At 72.5% G+C, this 13870-nt stretch carries 16 protein-coding genes; 11 read left to right on the top strand and 5 right to left on the bottom strand.

The features are described 5' to 3' along the window. Window positions 1-454 precede the first annotated feature (454 nt). The 3 genes from rpmE to prmC all read left to right on the top strand — a co-directional run bounded on the left by rpmE (window position 455) and on the right by prmC (window position 2703). Complete coding sequence (gene rpmE, locus VIB11_RS00005; protein WP_091755781.1) at window positions 455-670, top strand: 50S ribosomal protein L31; 216 nt, start codon at window positions 455-457, stop codon at window positions 668-670. Between the two features lie 87 nt (window positions 671-757). Then, window positions 758-1837 carry a peptide chain release factor 1 gene (gene prfA / locus VIB11_RS00010; protein WP_332027207.1) on the top strand — a complete coding sequence of 360 codons (1080 nt, stop codon included), beginning with the start codon at window positions 758-760 and terminating at the stop codon, window positions 1835-1837. Then, window positions 1834-2703 (top strand): peptide chain release factor N(5)-glutamine methyltransferase, encoded by an 870-nt coding sequence (prmC, locus tag VIB11_RS00015; protein WP_332027208.1) that lies wholly within the window; start codon window positions 1834-1836, stop codon window positions 2701-2703. The genes prfA and prmC overlap by 4 nt, the downstream gene beginning before the upstream one ends. Before the next feature lie 90 nt (window positions 2704-2793). Here prmC and VIB11_RS00020 read toward each other — a convergent pair whose 3' ends face one another. From VIB11_RS00020 to VIB11_RS00035, 4 genes are read right to left on the bottom strand one after another with little or no spacing between them, the layout of a single operon-like run. Beyond that, window positions 2794-3375 (bottom strand): TetR family transcriptional regulator, encoded by a 582-nt coding sequence (locus tag VIB11_RS00020; protein WP_332027209.1) that lies wholly within the window; start codon window positions 3373-3375, stop codon window positions 2794-2796. A gap of 13 nt (window positions 3376-3388) precedes the next feature. Next, the gene (locus VIB11_RS00025; RefSeq protein ID WP_332027210.1) at window positions 3389-4387 is read right to left on the bottom strand and encodes an aldo/keto reductase; all 999 of its coding nucleotides are present in this window, start codon (window positions 4385-4387) and stop codon (window positions 3389-3391) included. Window positions 4388-4440: 53 nt separating this feature from the next. After that, window positions 4441-5064 carry a TetR/AcrR family transcriptional regulator gene (locus VIB11_RS00030; protein ID WP_332027211.1) on the bottom strand — a complete coding sequence of 208 codons (624 nt, stop codon included), beginning with the start codon at window positions 5062-5064 and terminating at the stop codon, window positions 4441-4443. 14 nt (window positions 5065-5078) lie between these two features. Then, on the bottom strand, window positions 5079-5756 hold the full coding sequence (locus VIB11_RS00035; protein ID WP_332027212.1) for an NAD(P)H-dependent oxidoreductase: 678 nt from the start codon (window positions 5754-5756) through the stop codon (window positions 5079-5081). Window positions 5757-5901: 145 nt separating this feature from the next. Between VIB11_RS00035 and VIB11_RS00040 the strand changes: the two genes are divergently transcribed. The 6 genes from VIB11_RS00040 to VIB11_RS00065 all read left to right on the top strand — a co-directional run bounded on the left by VIB11_RS00040 (window position 5902) and on the right by VIB11_RS00065 (window position 11861). Further along, window positions 5902-6579, top strand: coding sequence for an NADPH-dependent F420 reductase (locus VIB11_RS00040; protein WP_332027213.1), 678 nt, complete (start codon window positions 5902-5904; stop codon window positions 6577-6579). Window positions 6580-6590: 11 nt separating this feature from the next. Then, the gene (locus VIB11_RS00045; protein WP_332027214.1) at window positions 6591-7442 is read left to right on the top strand and encodes an SDR family oxidoreductase; all 852 of its coding nucleotides are present in this window, start codon (window positions 6591-6593) and stop codon (window positions 7440-7442) included. Further along, window positions 7442-8335, top strand: a complete 894-nt coding sequence (locus tag VIB11_RS00050; protein WP_332027215.1) for an LLM class F420-dependent oxidoreductase — start codon at window positions 7442-7444, stop codon at window positions 8333-8335. The genes VIB11_RS00045 and VIB11_RS00050 overlap by 1 nt, the downstream gene beginning before the upstream one ends. A gap of 216 nt (window positions 8336-8551) precedes the next feature. Further along, on the top strand, window positions 8552-9427 hold the full coding sequence (locus VIB11_RS00055) for an L-threonylcarbamoyladenylate synthase (RefSeq protein ID WP_332027216.1): 876 nt from the start codon (window positions 8552-8554) through the stop codon (window positions 9425-9427). After that, window positions 9424-10710 carry a serine hydroxymethyltransferase gene (glyA, locus tag VIB11_RS00060; RefSeq protein ID WP_332027217.1) on the top strand — a complete coding sequence of 429 codons (1287 nt, stop codon included), beginning with the start codon at window positions 9424-9426 and terminating at the stop codon, window positions 10708-10710. The genes VIB11_RS00055 and glyA overlap by 4 nt, the downstream gene beginning before the upstream one ends. Before the next feature lie 35 nt (window positions 10711-10745). Continuing rightward, window positions 10746-11861 (top strand): MraY family glycosyltransferase, encoded by a 1116-nt coding sequence (locus VIB11_RS00065; RefSeq protein ID WP_332027218.1) that lies wholly within the window; start codon window positions 10746-10748, stop codon window positions 11859-11861. On the opposite strand, the gene VIB11_RS00070 is transcribed toward VIB11_RS00065, so the two are convergent. Then, a complete protein-coding gene (locus VIB11_RS00070) occupies window positions 11854-12504 on the bottom strand; it encodes a GNAT family protein (RefSeq protein WP_332027219.1) in 651 nt (216 codons plus the stop codon). The two genes, VIB11_RS00065 and VIB11_RS00070, sit on opposite strands and share 8 nt — an antisense overlap. A 264-nt stretch (window positions 12505-12768) precedes the next feature. Here VIB11_RS00070 and VIB11_RS00075 point away from each other — a divergent pair, with 264 nt between their 5' ends. Together VIB11_RS00075 and VIB11_RS00080 are read left to right on the top strand one after the other, a co-directional pair. Next, the gene (locus tag VIB11_RS00075; protein ID WP_332027220.1) at window positions 12769-13320 is read left to right on the top strand and encodes a hypothetical protein; all 552 of its coding nucleotides are present in this window, start codon (window positions 12769-12771) and stop codon (window positions 13318-13320) included. A 115-nt stretch (window positions 13321-13435) separates the two neighbouring features. After that, entirely contained in the window at window positions 13436-13666 is a 231-nt protein-coding gene (locus tag VIB11_RS00080; RefSeq protein WP_332027221.1) for a hypothetical protein, read from the top strand. The last annotated feature ends 204 nt before the right edge of the window (window positions 13667-13870 follow it).

Consider the following 13870-nt stretch of genomic DNA (forward strand, 5'->3'; position numbering starts at 1 on the left):
GACGTGAGGCGCCACCGGACGGCTCGCTCGGTCATGCCTGCCTCCAGGCACTGGCGCCACGTGACCAGCCCGAACTGACCCCGTGCCCTGGCCGCCAGCGCTCGCTCCACCCGCAGCAGCATGACCCGATCCGTCGGGGACGGAGGGCGCTCATCCACAGGTGGCTGGGCGAGGAGGCAGAGTGTGGGGGATCACCGGCGGGACAGGGGAGGGAAACCCCCACGGTGAGGTCGGCCGAGGGGCATCGAGGGCGGCATCGAGGGCGGCATCGAGGGCGGCATCGAGGGCGGCGTCGGGGGCCCGGCGTGGGGAATGCCGGAGGGGGCCTTCCCGTTTAGGAGATGTGCGCCGCTCTCTGGCACACTTGACCGCTGACCGGTTCACGGCATACAGGGCTCTCGAAACAGATGCGCAGATCCCGCCGACCCGGCCGCATCGACTCAAGGAGCACACGTTGAAGAAGGACATCCACCCGCAGTACGTGGAGACCGAGGTCACCTGCACCTGCGGCAACACGTTCACCACCCGCAGCACCGCGACGTCCGGCAAGATCCACGCCGACGTGTGCTCGCAGTGCCACCCCTTCTACACCGGCAAGCAGAAGATCCTCGACACCGGTGGCCGCGTGGCCCGCTTCGAGGCCCGCTACGGCAAGAAGGCCGCCAAGTAGCTTCACCGATGCGCCGGTCCCGACCCTCGAGGTCGCGGACCGGCGCATCTGTCTTTGCACCCGCCCCACCCAGCCCTGGAGACCCCGATGCTCGAGTCCGCCGCCGCTCTCGTGCAGGAGCACGCCGACCTCGAGAAGCAGCTCGCCGACCCCGCCGTGTTCGGTGACCAGGACAGGGTGCGCCGGCTCAACAAGCGGTATGCCGCGCTGGCGCCGACCGTGGCGGCCTACCACGCGTGGCACGCCGCCCAGGACGACCTCGCCGCCGCGCGCGAGCTCGCCAAGGAGGACGAGGGCTTCGCGGCCGAGGTCCCCGACCTCGAGGCGACCCTCGCCTCCGCCCAGGAGAGGCTGCGCCGGCTGCTCGTCCCGCGTGACCCCGACGACGACCGCGACATCATCCTCGAGGTGAAGGCCGGCGAGGGTGGCGACGAGTCGGCCCTGTTCGCCGGCGACCTGCTGCGGATGTACCTGCGCTATGCCGAGCGCCGCGGCTGGAAGACCGAGCTCATCGACGCGACCGAGTCCGACCTCGGCGGCTACAAGGACGTCCAGGTCGCCGTGAAGGCCAAGGGGACCCCCGAGCCCGGTGAGGCGCCGTGGGCCCGGCTGAAGTACGAGGGCGGCGTCCACCGTGTCCAGCGGGTCCCGGTGACCGAGAGCCAGGGCCGGATCCACACCTCCGCTGCGGGCGTCCTCGTGATGCCGGAGGCCGAGGAGGTCGAGGTCACCATCGACCCGAACGACCTGAAGATCGACGTCTACCGCAGCTCCGGCCCGGGCGGCCAGAGCGTCAACACCACCGACTCGGCCGTGCGGATCACCCACCTGCCCACCGGGGTCGTCGTCTCCTGCCAGAACGAGAAGTCCCAGCTGCAGAACAAGGAGTCGGCGATGCGCGTGCTGCGCGCCCGGCTCCACCAGCTCGCCCAGGACGCGGCCGACGCCGAGGCCTCGGCGGCCCGGCGCTCGCAGGTCCGCACCGTCGACCGCTCCGAGCGGATCCGCACCTACAACTTCCCCGAGAACCGGATCAGCGACCACCGCACCGGCTACAAGTCCTACAACCTCGACGCGGTCCTCGACGGCGACCTCGACCCGGTCGTGCAGTCGGCGGTCGACGCCGACGAGGCCGCGCGGATGGCCGCGGTCGCCGAGGGCCAGTGACCGAGGGCGGCCCGGCGGTGACCGACCTGCGCAGCGCGGTCCGCGAGGCCACGCAGCGGCTGGCAGCGGCGGGCATCGCGTCGGCTGAGTCCGACGCCCTGCTGCTGGCCGCCCACGCCCTCGGCACCGGTGTCGGGGACGTCCGCAAGGCGATGGTGCTCGGGGGAGAGGCCCCCGCGGCATACGAGGAGCTGGTGGAGGCCCGGGCCTCGCGCCTCCCGCTCCAGCACCTGACCGGGCGCGCCGGGTTCCGGCGGCTCGAGCTCGAGGTGGGCCCCGGGGTGTTCGTGCCGCGACCTGAGACGGAGTTCGTGGCCGGGCTCGCCATCGACGCGGCCCGGGCCAGTGGCGGGGCGCCGGTCGTGGTCGACCTGTGCACCGGGTCGGGCGCCATCGCGCTGTCGGTCAAGGACGAGGTGCCTGCGGCGCGGGTGTGTGCCGTGGAGCTCAGCGAGCTCGCGCACGCCTGGGCCGTGCGCAACCGGGAGCGGACGGGCCTGGACGTCGAGGTGCGGCTGGGTGACGCGGAGCAGGCCTTCCCCGAGCTCGAAGGGCAGGCCGACGTCGTCGTGTCGAACCCGCCGTACATCCCGGTCGGCGCCGTGCCGCTGGACCCGGAGGTGCGCGACCACGACCCGGAGGTCGCGCTCTACGGCGGCAGCGAGGACGGCCTGGCGATCCCGCTGGCCGTGGCGGCGCGGGCGGCGGTCCTGCTGCGCCCCGGGGGAGTGCTCGTCATGGAGCACGCGGACACCCAGGGGGAGACCCTGCCGGCGGCGCTCCTGGCGAGCGGCCGGTGGCGGGACGTGCGCGACGAGCGTGACCTGACCGGGCGCCCCCGCGCCACCGTCGCCACCCGCACCTGACCAGCCACCCCCTTCGCGCTTCTGGCCACCCACTCGGCTTCGCGTCCCCTTTCGGAGGCGTCATGCCGAGCGGGTGGCCAGACGTCGGGGTCAGCGGGTGGCGAGGCCGCTGAGGATGAGCCGGTAGACCGCCTCGAGCTCCTGGTCCAGCCCCGGCTCGCCCCACTCGGCGGCGTGCGCGGGGTGGTGGAACTTCGCCGTGGCGTGCAGCACCGCGCGACCGACCACGGCGGGGTCACCCGGGGCGAACTCCCCGTCGGCCATGCCGTCCGCGACGATCCGGGCCAGCTGGTCCGCGAGGTGGTCGACGTGGGCCGCGACGACCTCGCGCGAGGCCAGCGTCAGCTCGTGGAACGTCTCGAACAGCTCCGGGTCGCCCGTGGCCATGCCCTGCTTGGTGGTGGCCAGCAGCACCAGCCAGTCGTGCAGCCGGCGCGAGGCCTTCGCCCTCCGCCCGACGATGGCCTCCAGCGGCTCGGAGACGCGGGCGAGCCAGCGCTCCGTGACGGCGTCGCGGAGCGCTGCCTTGCTCGAGAAGTGCCGGTAGACGCTGCCGTGGCTGACGTCGAGGGCGCGCGCGACGTCGACGACGGACGCCTTGGCCGGCCCATACCGGCGCAGGACCTCCTCCGCCGTGTCGAGGATCGCCTCGGCGGTCAGCGGCTCGGCCATCGCTCCCTCTCGCTCACTTCTCGCTGTCGAGCATGGACATCTGCATCGCGTCGTAGCGCGTGCCCGCGGCGGCATCGGCCGGGACGGCGGCCTCGACCGCGGCGAGTTCATTCTGGCTGAGACGCAGGTCGACGGCCCCGAGGGACTCGCCGAGCCGCTCGCGCCGGCGCGCACCGACCAGTGGCACGACGTCCTCACCGCGGGAGAGGACCCATGCGATGGCGACCTGCGCCACGGTGGCGCCCTTGGCCTCCGCGACCGAGCGCAGGGCCTCGACGAGCCCGAGGTTGCGCTCGAGGTTCTCACCGGTGAAGCGCGGCAGGTGGCCGCGGAAGTCCCGCTCGCCCTGGCCGGGCGCCCAGTGGCCCGAGATCAGGCCGCGAGACAGGACGCCGTATGCCGTGATGCCGATTCCGAGCTCGCGGGCAGTGGGGAGGATGTCGGCCTCGATGCCGCGGGAGATGAGGGAGTACTCGATCTGCAGGTCCGAGATCGGGTGGACGGCGTGGGCCCGCCGGAGGGTCTCGGCGCCCACCTCGGAGAGCCCGATGTGGCGGACCCACCCCTCCTTCACGAGGTCGGCCAGGGCGCCGACGGTCTCCTCGACCGGCACGGTCGGGTCGAGGCGGGCCGGGCGGTAGATGTCGACGTGGTCGGTGCCGAGCCGCCGCAGCGTGTAGGCCAGCGAGTTCCTGATCGCGACCGGGCGGGTGTCGACGCCGTTCCAGCTGCCGTCCGGGCCGCGGAGGACGCCGAACTTCACGCTGATGACGGCGTCGTCGCGGCTGCGGCCCTTCAGGGCATCGCGCAGCAGCAGCTCGTTGTGCCCCATGCCGTAGAAGTCGCCGGTGTCGAGCAGGGTCACGCCCGCGTCGAGGGCGGCGTGGATGGTGGCGGTGCTCTCGGCCTCGTCGGCGGGGCCGTAGAGGTCGGACATGCCCATCAGGCCGAGGCCGAGGGCGGAGACGGTGGGCCCGGTGGACCCGAGGGTGCGCTGGGGAAGAGTGCTCATGCACTCGAGAGTAAATGACAACTGACAGATATCAAAATCTGTCAGTCAGTCATTCACATGGATGCGGCGACCAGCGCCCGGGCGGACGCCTTGGCGGCCTCGGGCGCCTCGGGGCTGGCGTCGAGCGAGCCGCTGGCCAGCCCGCCGTCCAGCAGGAGCGTGAGCGATCGGGCGAGGGCCTCGGGGTCGCGGGCCCCTGCCTGCTCGGCCAGGCCGCGCACCCAGGCAAGGACGGCCGCCTTGTGCGCGACCGTGCGCTCGTGCACCGGCGTGCCCGGCTGTGACTCCGCCGCGGCGTTGATGAAGGCGCAGCCGCGGTACCCCTCGCGCCGACAGGCGCTGCCGAGCGCATCGAACAGGCCCACCAGCTGGTCCGCTGGGCCGGGTCCCGCGGCGGCCGCGGCATCGCGCAGCTGGCCCGACCACACGCCGTCGACCTTGTCGAGGTAGGCGACGACCAGGTCGTCCTTGGCCGGGAAGTGCTTGTAGAACGTCGCCTTGGCCACCCCCGACTCGGCGATGATGAGGTCGACGCCCACGGCGCGGATCCCCTTGGCGTAGAAGAGTCGGAACGCGGTCTCCAGGATGCGCTCGCGGGCGGCGCTCACCCGCTCGGCGGCAGGTGCGCTCGTCGACCGTGAGGTGCCGGGTGCCGTCGGGTTGCTCGGTGCGTTCACAGGGTCATCCTCCGTCAGGCCGCCTCGGAGCCCTCGGATGCCAGCTCCGCGAGCCGTGCGGCGAACGCGTCGAGGTACCCCTCGCGCGTCGCGTCATCGGCCCAGCCCGCGCCCCAGGCGACGAAGGGCTCGAGTGCCTCCATGCCGGTGAACCGGAACATGCCGTGGTGCACCGAGTGCAGCAGCACGCCGAGGTCACCGTGCATCCCGCCCTCGGAGTAGGACGACTCGGGCCCGCCCGTCGTGAGCGCCAGCATCGCCCGCTTGCCCCGCAACGGGCCGGTCTCGAACGTGAGGCCGTTGCCGTAGACCCTGCCGTAGACGAACACCCGGTCCACCCAGCCCTTGAGGATCGCCGGCAGCCCGAACCACCACAGTGGAGCCAGGAAGACCACCAGGTCGGCCCGTTCGAGCCGCTCGACCTCGCGGAGCACGTCGGGCGCCAGCCCGCCGCTGTATGCCGCGTGGGCCTGTTCCCGCTGCACGTGCAACCGGTGGGGGTCCGACGGTGACGTGAAGTCGCCCGGCCCGGCGACGGGGTTGAAGCCGTCGGCGTAGAGGTCGCTGACCTCGACCGACCATCCCGCGTCCACGAGCGTGCGCTCCGCCTGGTCGCGCAGCGCCGCGGCGAAGGAGGTCGGCTCGGGGTGGGCATGGACGAGCAGGGCGGTCGGGGAGGCGGCGGACGTCATGAGCCCATTGAAACAGACTGGTCTGTCTACTTTCCAGTCGCCCAACCCTTGCAGGTAGACAAATCTGTCTGTTACGTTGTCGAAGTGAGGCAGACAGGTCTGTCTACTCATCCTCCGTTCATCACCCCATCCAGGAGCACTCCCCATGAAGATCGCAGTCCTCGGCACCGGCATGGTCGGCCAGGCCCTCGCCGGCCGTCTCTCCGAGCTCGGGCACGACGTCGTCGTCGGCACCCGGGACCCGGAGGCCACCCTCGGTCGCACCGAGCCCGACGGCATGGGCAACCCGCCCTTCAGCGCGTGGCACCAGCAGCACCCGGCCATCGGCCTCGCTCCCTTCGCGGATGCAGCGGCGGCAGGCGAGCTGGTCGTCAACGCGACGGGCGGCACGACCACCCTCAGCGTCCTCGAGCAGGCCGGCGCCGACAACCTCGCCGGCAAGGTGCTCATCGACATCTCCAACCCGCTCGACTTCTCGAACGGCTTCCCTCCCACCCTCTTCGTCAAGGACACCGACTCCCTGGGCGAGCAGGTGCAGCGCGCGTTCCCGGAGGTCAGGGTCGTCAAGACCCTGAACACCCTGAACGCCAACCTGATGGTCCGCCCGAAGGACCTCGGCGCCGAGTCCACGGTCTTCGTCTCCGGTGACGACGCGACCGCGAAGGCGACCGTCACCGAGCTGCTGCAGAGCTTCGGCCACACCGACGTCATCGACCTCGGGGACATCAGCACCGCCCGCGGCACCGAGATGCTCCTGCCGGTGTGGCTGCGCCTCATGGGTGCCCTCGAGACGCCCTTCTTCAACTTCAAGATCGTCCGCTGACCATGGCACCCATGACGGGCAGGACGGTGCTCGTCACCGGCGGGACCGGCGGGATCGGCGGCGCCACCGCTGCCGGTCTCGCCGGGCTCGGCGCCCGGGTCGGCATCGTCGGGCGCGACCAGCAGCGAGCCGAGGCGGCGGCGGAGCGCCTGCGCCGCACCGGCGGGGAGGTGGACGTCTTCACCGCCGACGTGTCGTCGCAGCGCGAGGTCCGCCGCCTCGCGGAGCAGGTGCTCGCGGCATACCCCCGCCTCGACGTGCTCGTGAACAACGTCGGCGGCTACTGGGCGTCACGGCACGTCACGGAGGACGGCCTCGAGCGGACCTTCGCCGTCAACCACCTCGCACCGTTCCTGCTGACGAACCTGCTGCTCGACCGGCTCCGGGCCAGTGCACCCGCGCGGGTCGTCACCGTCTCGTCGGGGGCGCAGTCGATGGGCCGGATCGACTTCGACGACCTGATGGGAGAGCACGGCTACAGCGGCCAGCGCGCCTACAACCAGTCCAAGCTGGCCAACGTGATGTTCACCTACGAGCTCGCCCGGCGGCTGGAGGGCACCGGTGTCACCGCGAACGTGCTCCACCCCGGCGTGGTGCGGACGGCGTTCGGCGCGGAGGACTCGGGCACGTGGATGCGCCTGATGCTCCCGGTCGTCCGGCCGTTCATGAAGAGCCCGGAGGAGGGTGCGCGCACCTCGATCTACCTGGCGTCCGCGCCGGAGGTCGACGGCGTCACCGGCCAGTACTTCGCCAACGCCCGGCCCAAGAGGTCCTCGAGGGCGTCCCACGACACCGCCGCCGCGGCCCGGCTGTGGGACCTCTCCGCCCGCCTCGTCGGGCTGAACCAGCACACGGGGGCCTGATGCGCGTCGGTGTCCACCTCGTGTCCTTCGACGTCCCCGGCGGGCCGCCCGCCATCGGGCCGACCCTGGCCCGGGTGGGCGAGGCGGCCGAGCGGGCCGGCATCGCCAACCTCTCGGCGATGGACCACTACCTCCAGATCGGGGGCATGGGCATCGGTGACGCCGAGGCGCCGATGCTGGAGGGCTACACGACCCTCGCCTTCCTCGCGGCGCACACGAGCAGTGTCGAGCTCCAGCTCCTCGTCACCGGGGTGACCTACCGCCACCCGGGGCTGCTGGCGAAGGTCGTCTCCACCCTGGACGTCCTCTCCGGCGGCCGGGCGGTGCTCGGCCTCGGCGCGGCATGGTACGAGCGCGAGCACGCGGCATACGGGGTGCCCTTCCCGCCGCTGAAGGAGCGGTTCGAACGGCTCGAGGAGACCCTGCAGGTCGTCGCCCAGATGTGGGGCCCGGACAACGGGCCGTATGCCGGGCGGCACTACCGGCTCGCCGAGACCATCTGCTCACCCCAGCCGCTCCGCCCGGTGCCGGTCATGGTCGGCGGCGGGGGAGAGCGGAAGACCCTGCGCCTGGTCGCGCGGTACGCCGACGCGTGCAACCTCTTCGCCGGGCCGAGGTCGCCGGCGGAGGCGGTGGCCGCCAAGCTCGAGGTGCTGCGCGGGCACTGCGAGCGCGAGGGCACCGACTACGACCGGATCGCCAAGAGCGTCCTGTGGGCCGGCCCGCTCGACCCCACGACCGAGGCGGGCGGGCGAGCGTTCGCGGAGCAGGTGGAGGCGTATGCCGCGGTGGGCGTCACCGACGTGCACGTCATGCCGTTCGGTGGGGACCCGAGCGAGTTCGTCGAGGCACTGGGCCGTCACGTCGTGCCACGGCTCGCCGACCTCGCCTGACCCCCTCGCCGAGCTCGCCTGACCCCCTGCGCGTGACCCCCTGCGAGTGACCCCCTGCGAGTGACCCCCTGCGCGTGACCCCCTGCGCGTGACCCCCTCGCCTGCCCCCTCGCACTTCCTGCCCACAACCCACCGTCCGCGGCCGGATCCGCGGCGATCCCGGTGGGTTCTGGGCAGGAAGTCGGGGGAGGGTGGGGCGGCAATAGGGTGGGTCGCATGAGCCCGGTCTACGACTGCACCACCGAGTCCGGCCGCGCGGAGGGCGTGGCGAAGGCTGTCGAGGCGGTGCGCGACGGCAAGGTCGTCGTCCTCCCCACCGACACCGTCTACGGCGTCGGCGCCGACGCCTTCTCGCAGGAGGCCGTCGCCGCCGTCCTCGCCGCGAAGGGGCGGGGCCGGGAGATGCCCCCGCCCGTCCTGGTCCCCAACGTGCGCACCGTCGACGGCCTCGCCACCGACGTGCCCCCGTGGGCCCGCGACCTGATCCGCGAGTTCTGGCCGGGGCCGCTGACGCTCATCTTCAAGGCGCAGAGCTCGCTGATGTGGGACCTCGGTGAGACCAACGGCACGGTCGCCCTGCGCATGCCGCAGGACGACGTCGCCCTCGAGGTGCTCGCCGAGGTCGGGCCGATGGCGGTCACGAGCGCCAACCGCACCGGCCAGCCGCCCGCCACCACCGTCACCGACGCCGCGGCGCAGCTGGGGGCGGCGGTCGAGGTCTACCTCGACGCGGGACGCCGTGCGGACAACGTGCCCTCCACCATCGTCGACTGCACGGGTGAGGAACCCTCGATCCTGCGCGAGGGGGCGCTCGGCGCCGACCGGCTCGCCGCGGTGCTCGACGCGCACTTCCCGCCCGAGGGCCCTGAGGACACGCCCGAGGACACGCCTGAGGACACGCCTGAGGACACGCCTGAGGACACGTCTGAGGACGCCCCCGAGGACGTCCCTGAGGTCGCCCCCGCGGGCGCCCCCGCGGCGGGGGCCGTCGAGGACGACGGCCCCGAGGCGGACGCCGGCGCGGGCTCTCAGGACGGGGCAATAGAGTTGCCCGCGGACTCGACCCCACCGGCAGGAGAGCAGCGGCCATGACCAACCCGAGCGACGACACCTTCTACGGCTCCGACTTCGGCGCCCTGCAGTCCTTCGACCCCGACATCGCCGGGGTGCTGCTCTCCGAGCTCGACCGCATCCGCGGCGGCCTCCAGCTGATCGCCAGCGAGAACCTCTGCTCGCCGCAGGTGCTGACCGCCCTCGGGTCGACGCTGTCCAACAAGTACGCCGAGGGCTACCCCGGCCGTCGCTACTACGGCGGCTGCTCCGAGGTCGACAAGGCCGAGCAGATCGCGATCGACCGGTGCAAGGCCCTCTTCGACGCCGACCACGCCAACGTGCAGGCGCACTCGGGCGCGAGCGCGAACCAGGCGGTCTACGGGGCGTTCCTCCAGCCGGGCGAGACCATCCTCGCCATGTCGCTGCCGCACGGCGGCCACCTGACCCACGGCACGAAGGTCTCCTTCTCCGGCAAGTGGTTCAACGCCGTCCACTACGGCGTCGACAAGGACACCGAGGACATCGACTACGACCAGGTGGCCTCGCTGGCCCGGGAGCACCGGCCCAAGGTCATCCTCGCCGGCGGCTCCGCGATCCCGCGCCTGATCGACTTCGAGTTCTTCCGCAACCTCGCCGACGAGGTCGGGGCGATCTTCTGGGTCGACGCGGCCCACTTCATCGGCCTCGTCGCCGGCAAGGCGATCCCCAGCCCGGTGCCCTACGCCGACGTCGTCAGCTTCACGACCCACAAGGTGCTCCGCGGCCCCCGCGGCGGCGCGATCGTCTGCAAGGAGGAGCACGCCGCGAAGATCGACAAGGCGGTCTTCCCGATGATGCAGGGCGGTCCGCTGATGCACACGATCGCGGCGAAGGCGGTCAACTTCAAGGAGTGCGCCACCCCGGAGTACCAGCAGTACGCCCAGCAGGTCATCGCCAACGCGCGGCAGCTCGCGACCACCCTGGGGGAGAACGGCATCCGCCCGACCACCGGCGGCACCGACACCCACCTGAGCCTGCACGACCTGCAGGGCGTCGGGGTCACCGGCAAGGACGCCGAGGAGCGCTCCGACGCGGCCGGCATCGTCCTCAACAAGAACGCCATCCCCTTCGACCCGCAGAAGCCCAACATCGCCTCGGGCATCCGCGTCGGCACCCCCTGCGTGACCACCCAGGGCATGGGCACCGAGGAGATGAAGGTGATCGGCGAGCTCATCGCGACCGCGGTCACCAAGGGTGACGCCGACCCGGACCACGCCGTGTCCAAGGAGGTCCGCGCACAGGTGACGGAGCTCGTCACCCGCTTCCCGGCCTACCCCCGCTGAACCCAGACACCAGAACCGGAGAAGGCGCGCGCTAGTTGAGGGAGTACCTGCTCGTCCTCATGGTGGCCGCGGTGATCACGTATGCCGCGACGCCGCTGATGCGCGCCGTGGCCGTCCGCACGGGGGCTTTCACGCCTGTGCGGGACCGCGACGTGCACGACACCCCGATCCCCAGGCTGGGCGGGGTCGCCATCTTCCTCGGGTTCGCCGCCTCCATGCTCGCCGCGACGTCGCTGCCACGGCTCGGCCAGGTCTTCGAGACGGGCCCGGAGCTCAAGGGAGTGCTGATCGGCGCGGCGCTGGTCTGCCTGCTCGGGGCCATCGACGACATCCACGAGCTCGACTGGCTCACGAAGCTCGGCGGGCAGATCCTGGCGGCGGGCATCATGGCGTTCCAGGGAGTCCAGCTGTTCCAGCTGCCGCTGGGCGAGGTCACGGTCCTGCCCGCCCCGATCATGGTGTCCCTGACCGTGATCCTCGTGGTGTTCTCGAGCAACGCGGTCAACTTCGTCGACGGCCTCGACGGGCTCGCCGCCGGCATCGTGGGCATCGCGGCGACGTCGTTCTTCGTCTACAGCTACCTCATCTCCCGCAGCTACGACCCGCCCAACGTGTTCTCGTCGGCGACGTTCATCTCGGCGGCCCTGATCGGCTGCTGCCTGGGCTTCCTGCCGCACAACTTCCACCCGGCACGGCTGTTCATGGGCGACTCGGGGGCCCTGCTGCTCGGCCTGCTCCTGGCGGCGGCGACGATCTCGACCACCGGCAGCGTGACCCCGACCGACGTCAGCACCAACGAGGTGGCCGCCACGCTTCTGCCGCTCGTGGTGCCTGCCGCCATCGTGCTGCTGCCCCTGGTCGACGTGCTCTCGGCGGTGATCCGGCGCACCCGCCGCGGCCAGCGGCCGTGGCAGCCGGACAAGCAGCACCTGCACCACCAGATGCTCAAGATCGGGCACGGCCACCGCAGGGCGGTGCTGCTGCTGTGGCTGTGGGCAGCCGTGGCGTCGCTGGGGTCGGTGCTCTTCGTCTTCCTCGACGCCAGGGTGGCCGCCGCGCTGGTGCTCGGCGCCGTGCTGGTCGCCGTGGTGCTGACGGTGTGGCTGCCGCGCTGGTCGCCGCCGGGCCACCCGCCCCACCGGATCAGGTGACCCGAGCCGCCGACGTCCCGGCGAGATGGCACTCGACCCGCTCGCGCAGCCCGTCCCTCACCTGCGGCCACTCCTCGCGCAGGAGGCTGAAGACGACCGTGTCGCGGAAGGTCCCGTCGGCCCGCCTCGTGTGGCGGCGGAGCACCCCCTCGCGGGTCGCACCCAGCTTGGCGATGGCGGCCTGGGAGCGCTGGTTGACCGCGTCGGTCTGGATCTTGACGCGCCCGAAGCCGCAGTCCTCGAACGCGTGCGCCAGCAGGAGCAGCTTGGCCTCCGGGTTGACCGCCGTGCCCCACCAGCGCGAGCCGTAGAGCGTCCACCCGAGGTGCGCGCGCTCGTTGTCGAGGTCGAGGTCGCCGAGCGAGGAGGTGCCCACGACCGTGCCGGCGTCACCGAGCGGCCCGTCCCCGACCAGGCGCACCGTGTATGCCGTGCGGCCGGCCTCGCGCGCCGCCACGGCTGCCCCCACCCACGAGGTCGTCTCGGCGAGGTCCGCGGGCGGCGACGCCATGATGTACCCCTGCGTGTAGACGGTGGGGTCGCTGTAGACGGCGTGCAGGCCCTCGGCGTCCGCGGGCTGCACCGGGTCGAGGCGGACGACGCGGCCGACCAGCGGCAGGCCGCTCGGGGGGAGCGCGGGCATGGGCCCACGCTATCGAGCCCCGGACGAGCCCGGGGTGGCCGGGCGAGGTGGCCGGACGGGCCATCCTGCCGGGGCCGAACGGCTGAGCCGGTGGGGAACACGCGGACCGCGGGCCAGGGCCTGCCGTACGGTCCTGCGCGAGATATCCACCCCCGCCCAGCTTCTCTCGTGACTCCTTGACAGGAGGGGGCCCGGGCCTGGTGCTGGACGACCGGCACGATCTCAGCAGCGCACCACCGGACCGCCCCCGTGACAGGAGACGCCATGTTCACCCCCGAGTACCCAGCCCGCTCGGACGCGGCCCCCTACCCCTCCTCGGACGCGGTGGCCTCGGCCGAGCAGTCGGCCGCCGCGCTCCGCGCCGGCGTGGAGGTCCCGCCGACCGAGGCGGTGGGCCGTGGGGTCCTGCTCGCGCTCCTGGCCGTCCCGGTCGGCGTGGCGGCCACGGTCCTGGTCTGGCAGCTCGGCTTCATCGCCTCCATCACCAGCTTCGCCATCGCGGCCGGCGCGTCCTACCTCTACGTCCGCGGCGCGGGCACTGCTCCGAGGGCAGGCCTGGTGCCACTCATCCTGGTCATCCTCACCGGGGTCGTGCTCTCCTTCCTGGCGGTCGTCGCCGCCGACGCGGTGGCCTACTACAACACCCCGGAGGGCGCCGAGCTCGGCTGGCCGTCAGCCACCTCCTTCGTCCTGGCCCACCTGTTCGACCCGAGCGTCCTCGGCTCCTACGGCTCGGAGCTCGCCATGTTCGGCGTGTTCGCGGTGCTGGGCACCTTCGGCACCCTCCGCAGGCTCCTCGCCGGCCGCCGGTCCTGACTCCCCAGCGCGCGCCTGGGGGAGCGGCGCCCCGGGGCCTGAGGTCACCGGGGCGCCGCGTGCCGGGGAGCCCGGTGCGGTCGGGCCTCGGCGTGCCGGATGCCCGGGAGTGCGCTTGACTGCCGCGATGGGCTCGACGACGAGACAGGTGGTCATCGCTGCGGTGGTCGGCTTCGGGCTGCCGCTGGCCTGGTGGGCGGTGCCCGGCGGGCGGGGGGTGGACTCGCTCGGCGGTGCCCTGTTGATGGGTGCCGCCATCACGGCGGTGCTGGCGGCGTACAACGTCCTCCGCCACCGCTCGCGCGACGCCGCCCTGAGGGCCGGGCGGGCGTTGCGCGAGAAGTAGTGGCGAATGCCGACTGGGACGCCGGGCGGGGCCGGGAGTCCTGCTGCGGCCGGGCGGGTGCTGGGCGGGGAGTGGTGGCGACGTCGGCCGATCGCCGGAGGGCCGGCCGGATTAGGGCGCCCCGGAGCGCTTGTGATACCTTTCACAAGCGGTCGAGGGGTGTGTGAGGCCCTCGACGACACCCGTCCAGAAGTCCGATTTCGC

The sequence above is a fragment of the Pedococcus sp. genome, assembly GCF_036554925.1.
Classification (GTDB): Bacteria; Actinomycetota; Actinomycetes; order Actinomycetales; family Dermatophilaceae; genus Pedococcus_A.

Excerpts from the sequence above, each read along its gene's own strand:
- VIB11_RS00070 (WP_332027219.1), bottom strand. The coding sequence starts at position 12,504 with ATGCCCGCGCTCCCCCCGAGCGGCCTGCCGCTGGTCGGCCGCGTCGTC.
- VIB11_RS00045 (WP_332027214.1), top strand. The coding sequence starts at position 6,591 with ATGACGGGCAGGACGGTGCTCGTCACCGGCGGGACCGGCGGGATCGGC.
- VIB11_RS00020 (WP_332027209.1), bottom strand. The coding sequence starts at position 3,375 with ATGGCCGAGCCGCTGACCGCCGAGGCGATCCTCGACACGGCGGAGGAG.
- glyA (WP_332027217.1), top strand. The coding sequence starts at position 9,424 with ATGACCAACCCGAGCGACGACACCTTCTACGGCTCCGACTTCGGCGCC.
- VIB11_RS00055 (WP_332027216.1), top strand. The coding sequence starts at position 8,552 with ATGAGCCCGGTCTACGACTGCACCACCGAGTCCGGCCGCGCGGAGGGC.
- VIB11_RS00025 (WP_332027210.1), bottom strand. The coding sequence starts at position 4,387 with ATGAGCACTCTTCCCCAGCGCACCCTCGGGTCCACCGGGCCCACCGTC.
- VIB11_RS00075 (WP_332027220.1), top strand. The coding sequence starts at position 12,769 with ATGTTCACCCCCGAGTACCCAGCCCGCTCGGACGCGGCCCCCTACCCC.
- VIB11_RS00040 (WP_332027213.1), top strand. The coding sequence starts at position 5,902 with ATGAAGATCGCAGTCCTCGGCACCGGCATGGTCGGCCAGGCCCTCGCC.
- prfA (WP_332027207.1), top strand. The coding sequence starts at position 758 with ATGCTCGAGTCCGCCGCCGCTCTCGTGCAGGAGCACGCCGACCTCGAG.
- VIB11_RS00050 (WP_332027215.1), top strand. The coding sequence starts at position 7,442 with ATGCGCGTCGGTGTCCACCTCGTGTCCTTCGACGTCCCCGGCGGGCCG.
- VIB11_RS00035 (WP_332027212.1), bottom strand. The coding sequence starts at position 5,756 with ATGACGTCCGCCGCCTCCCCGACCGCCCTGCTCGTCCATGCCCACCCC.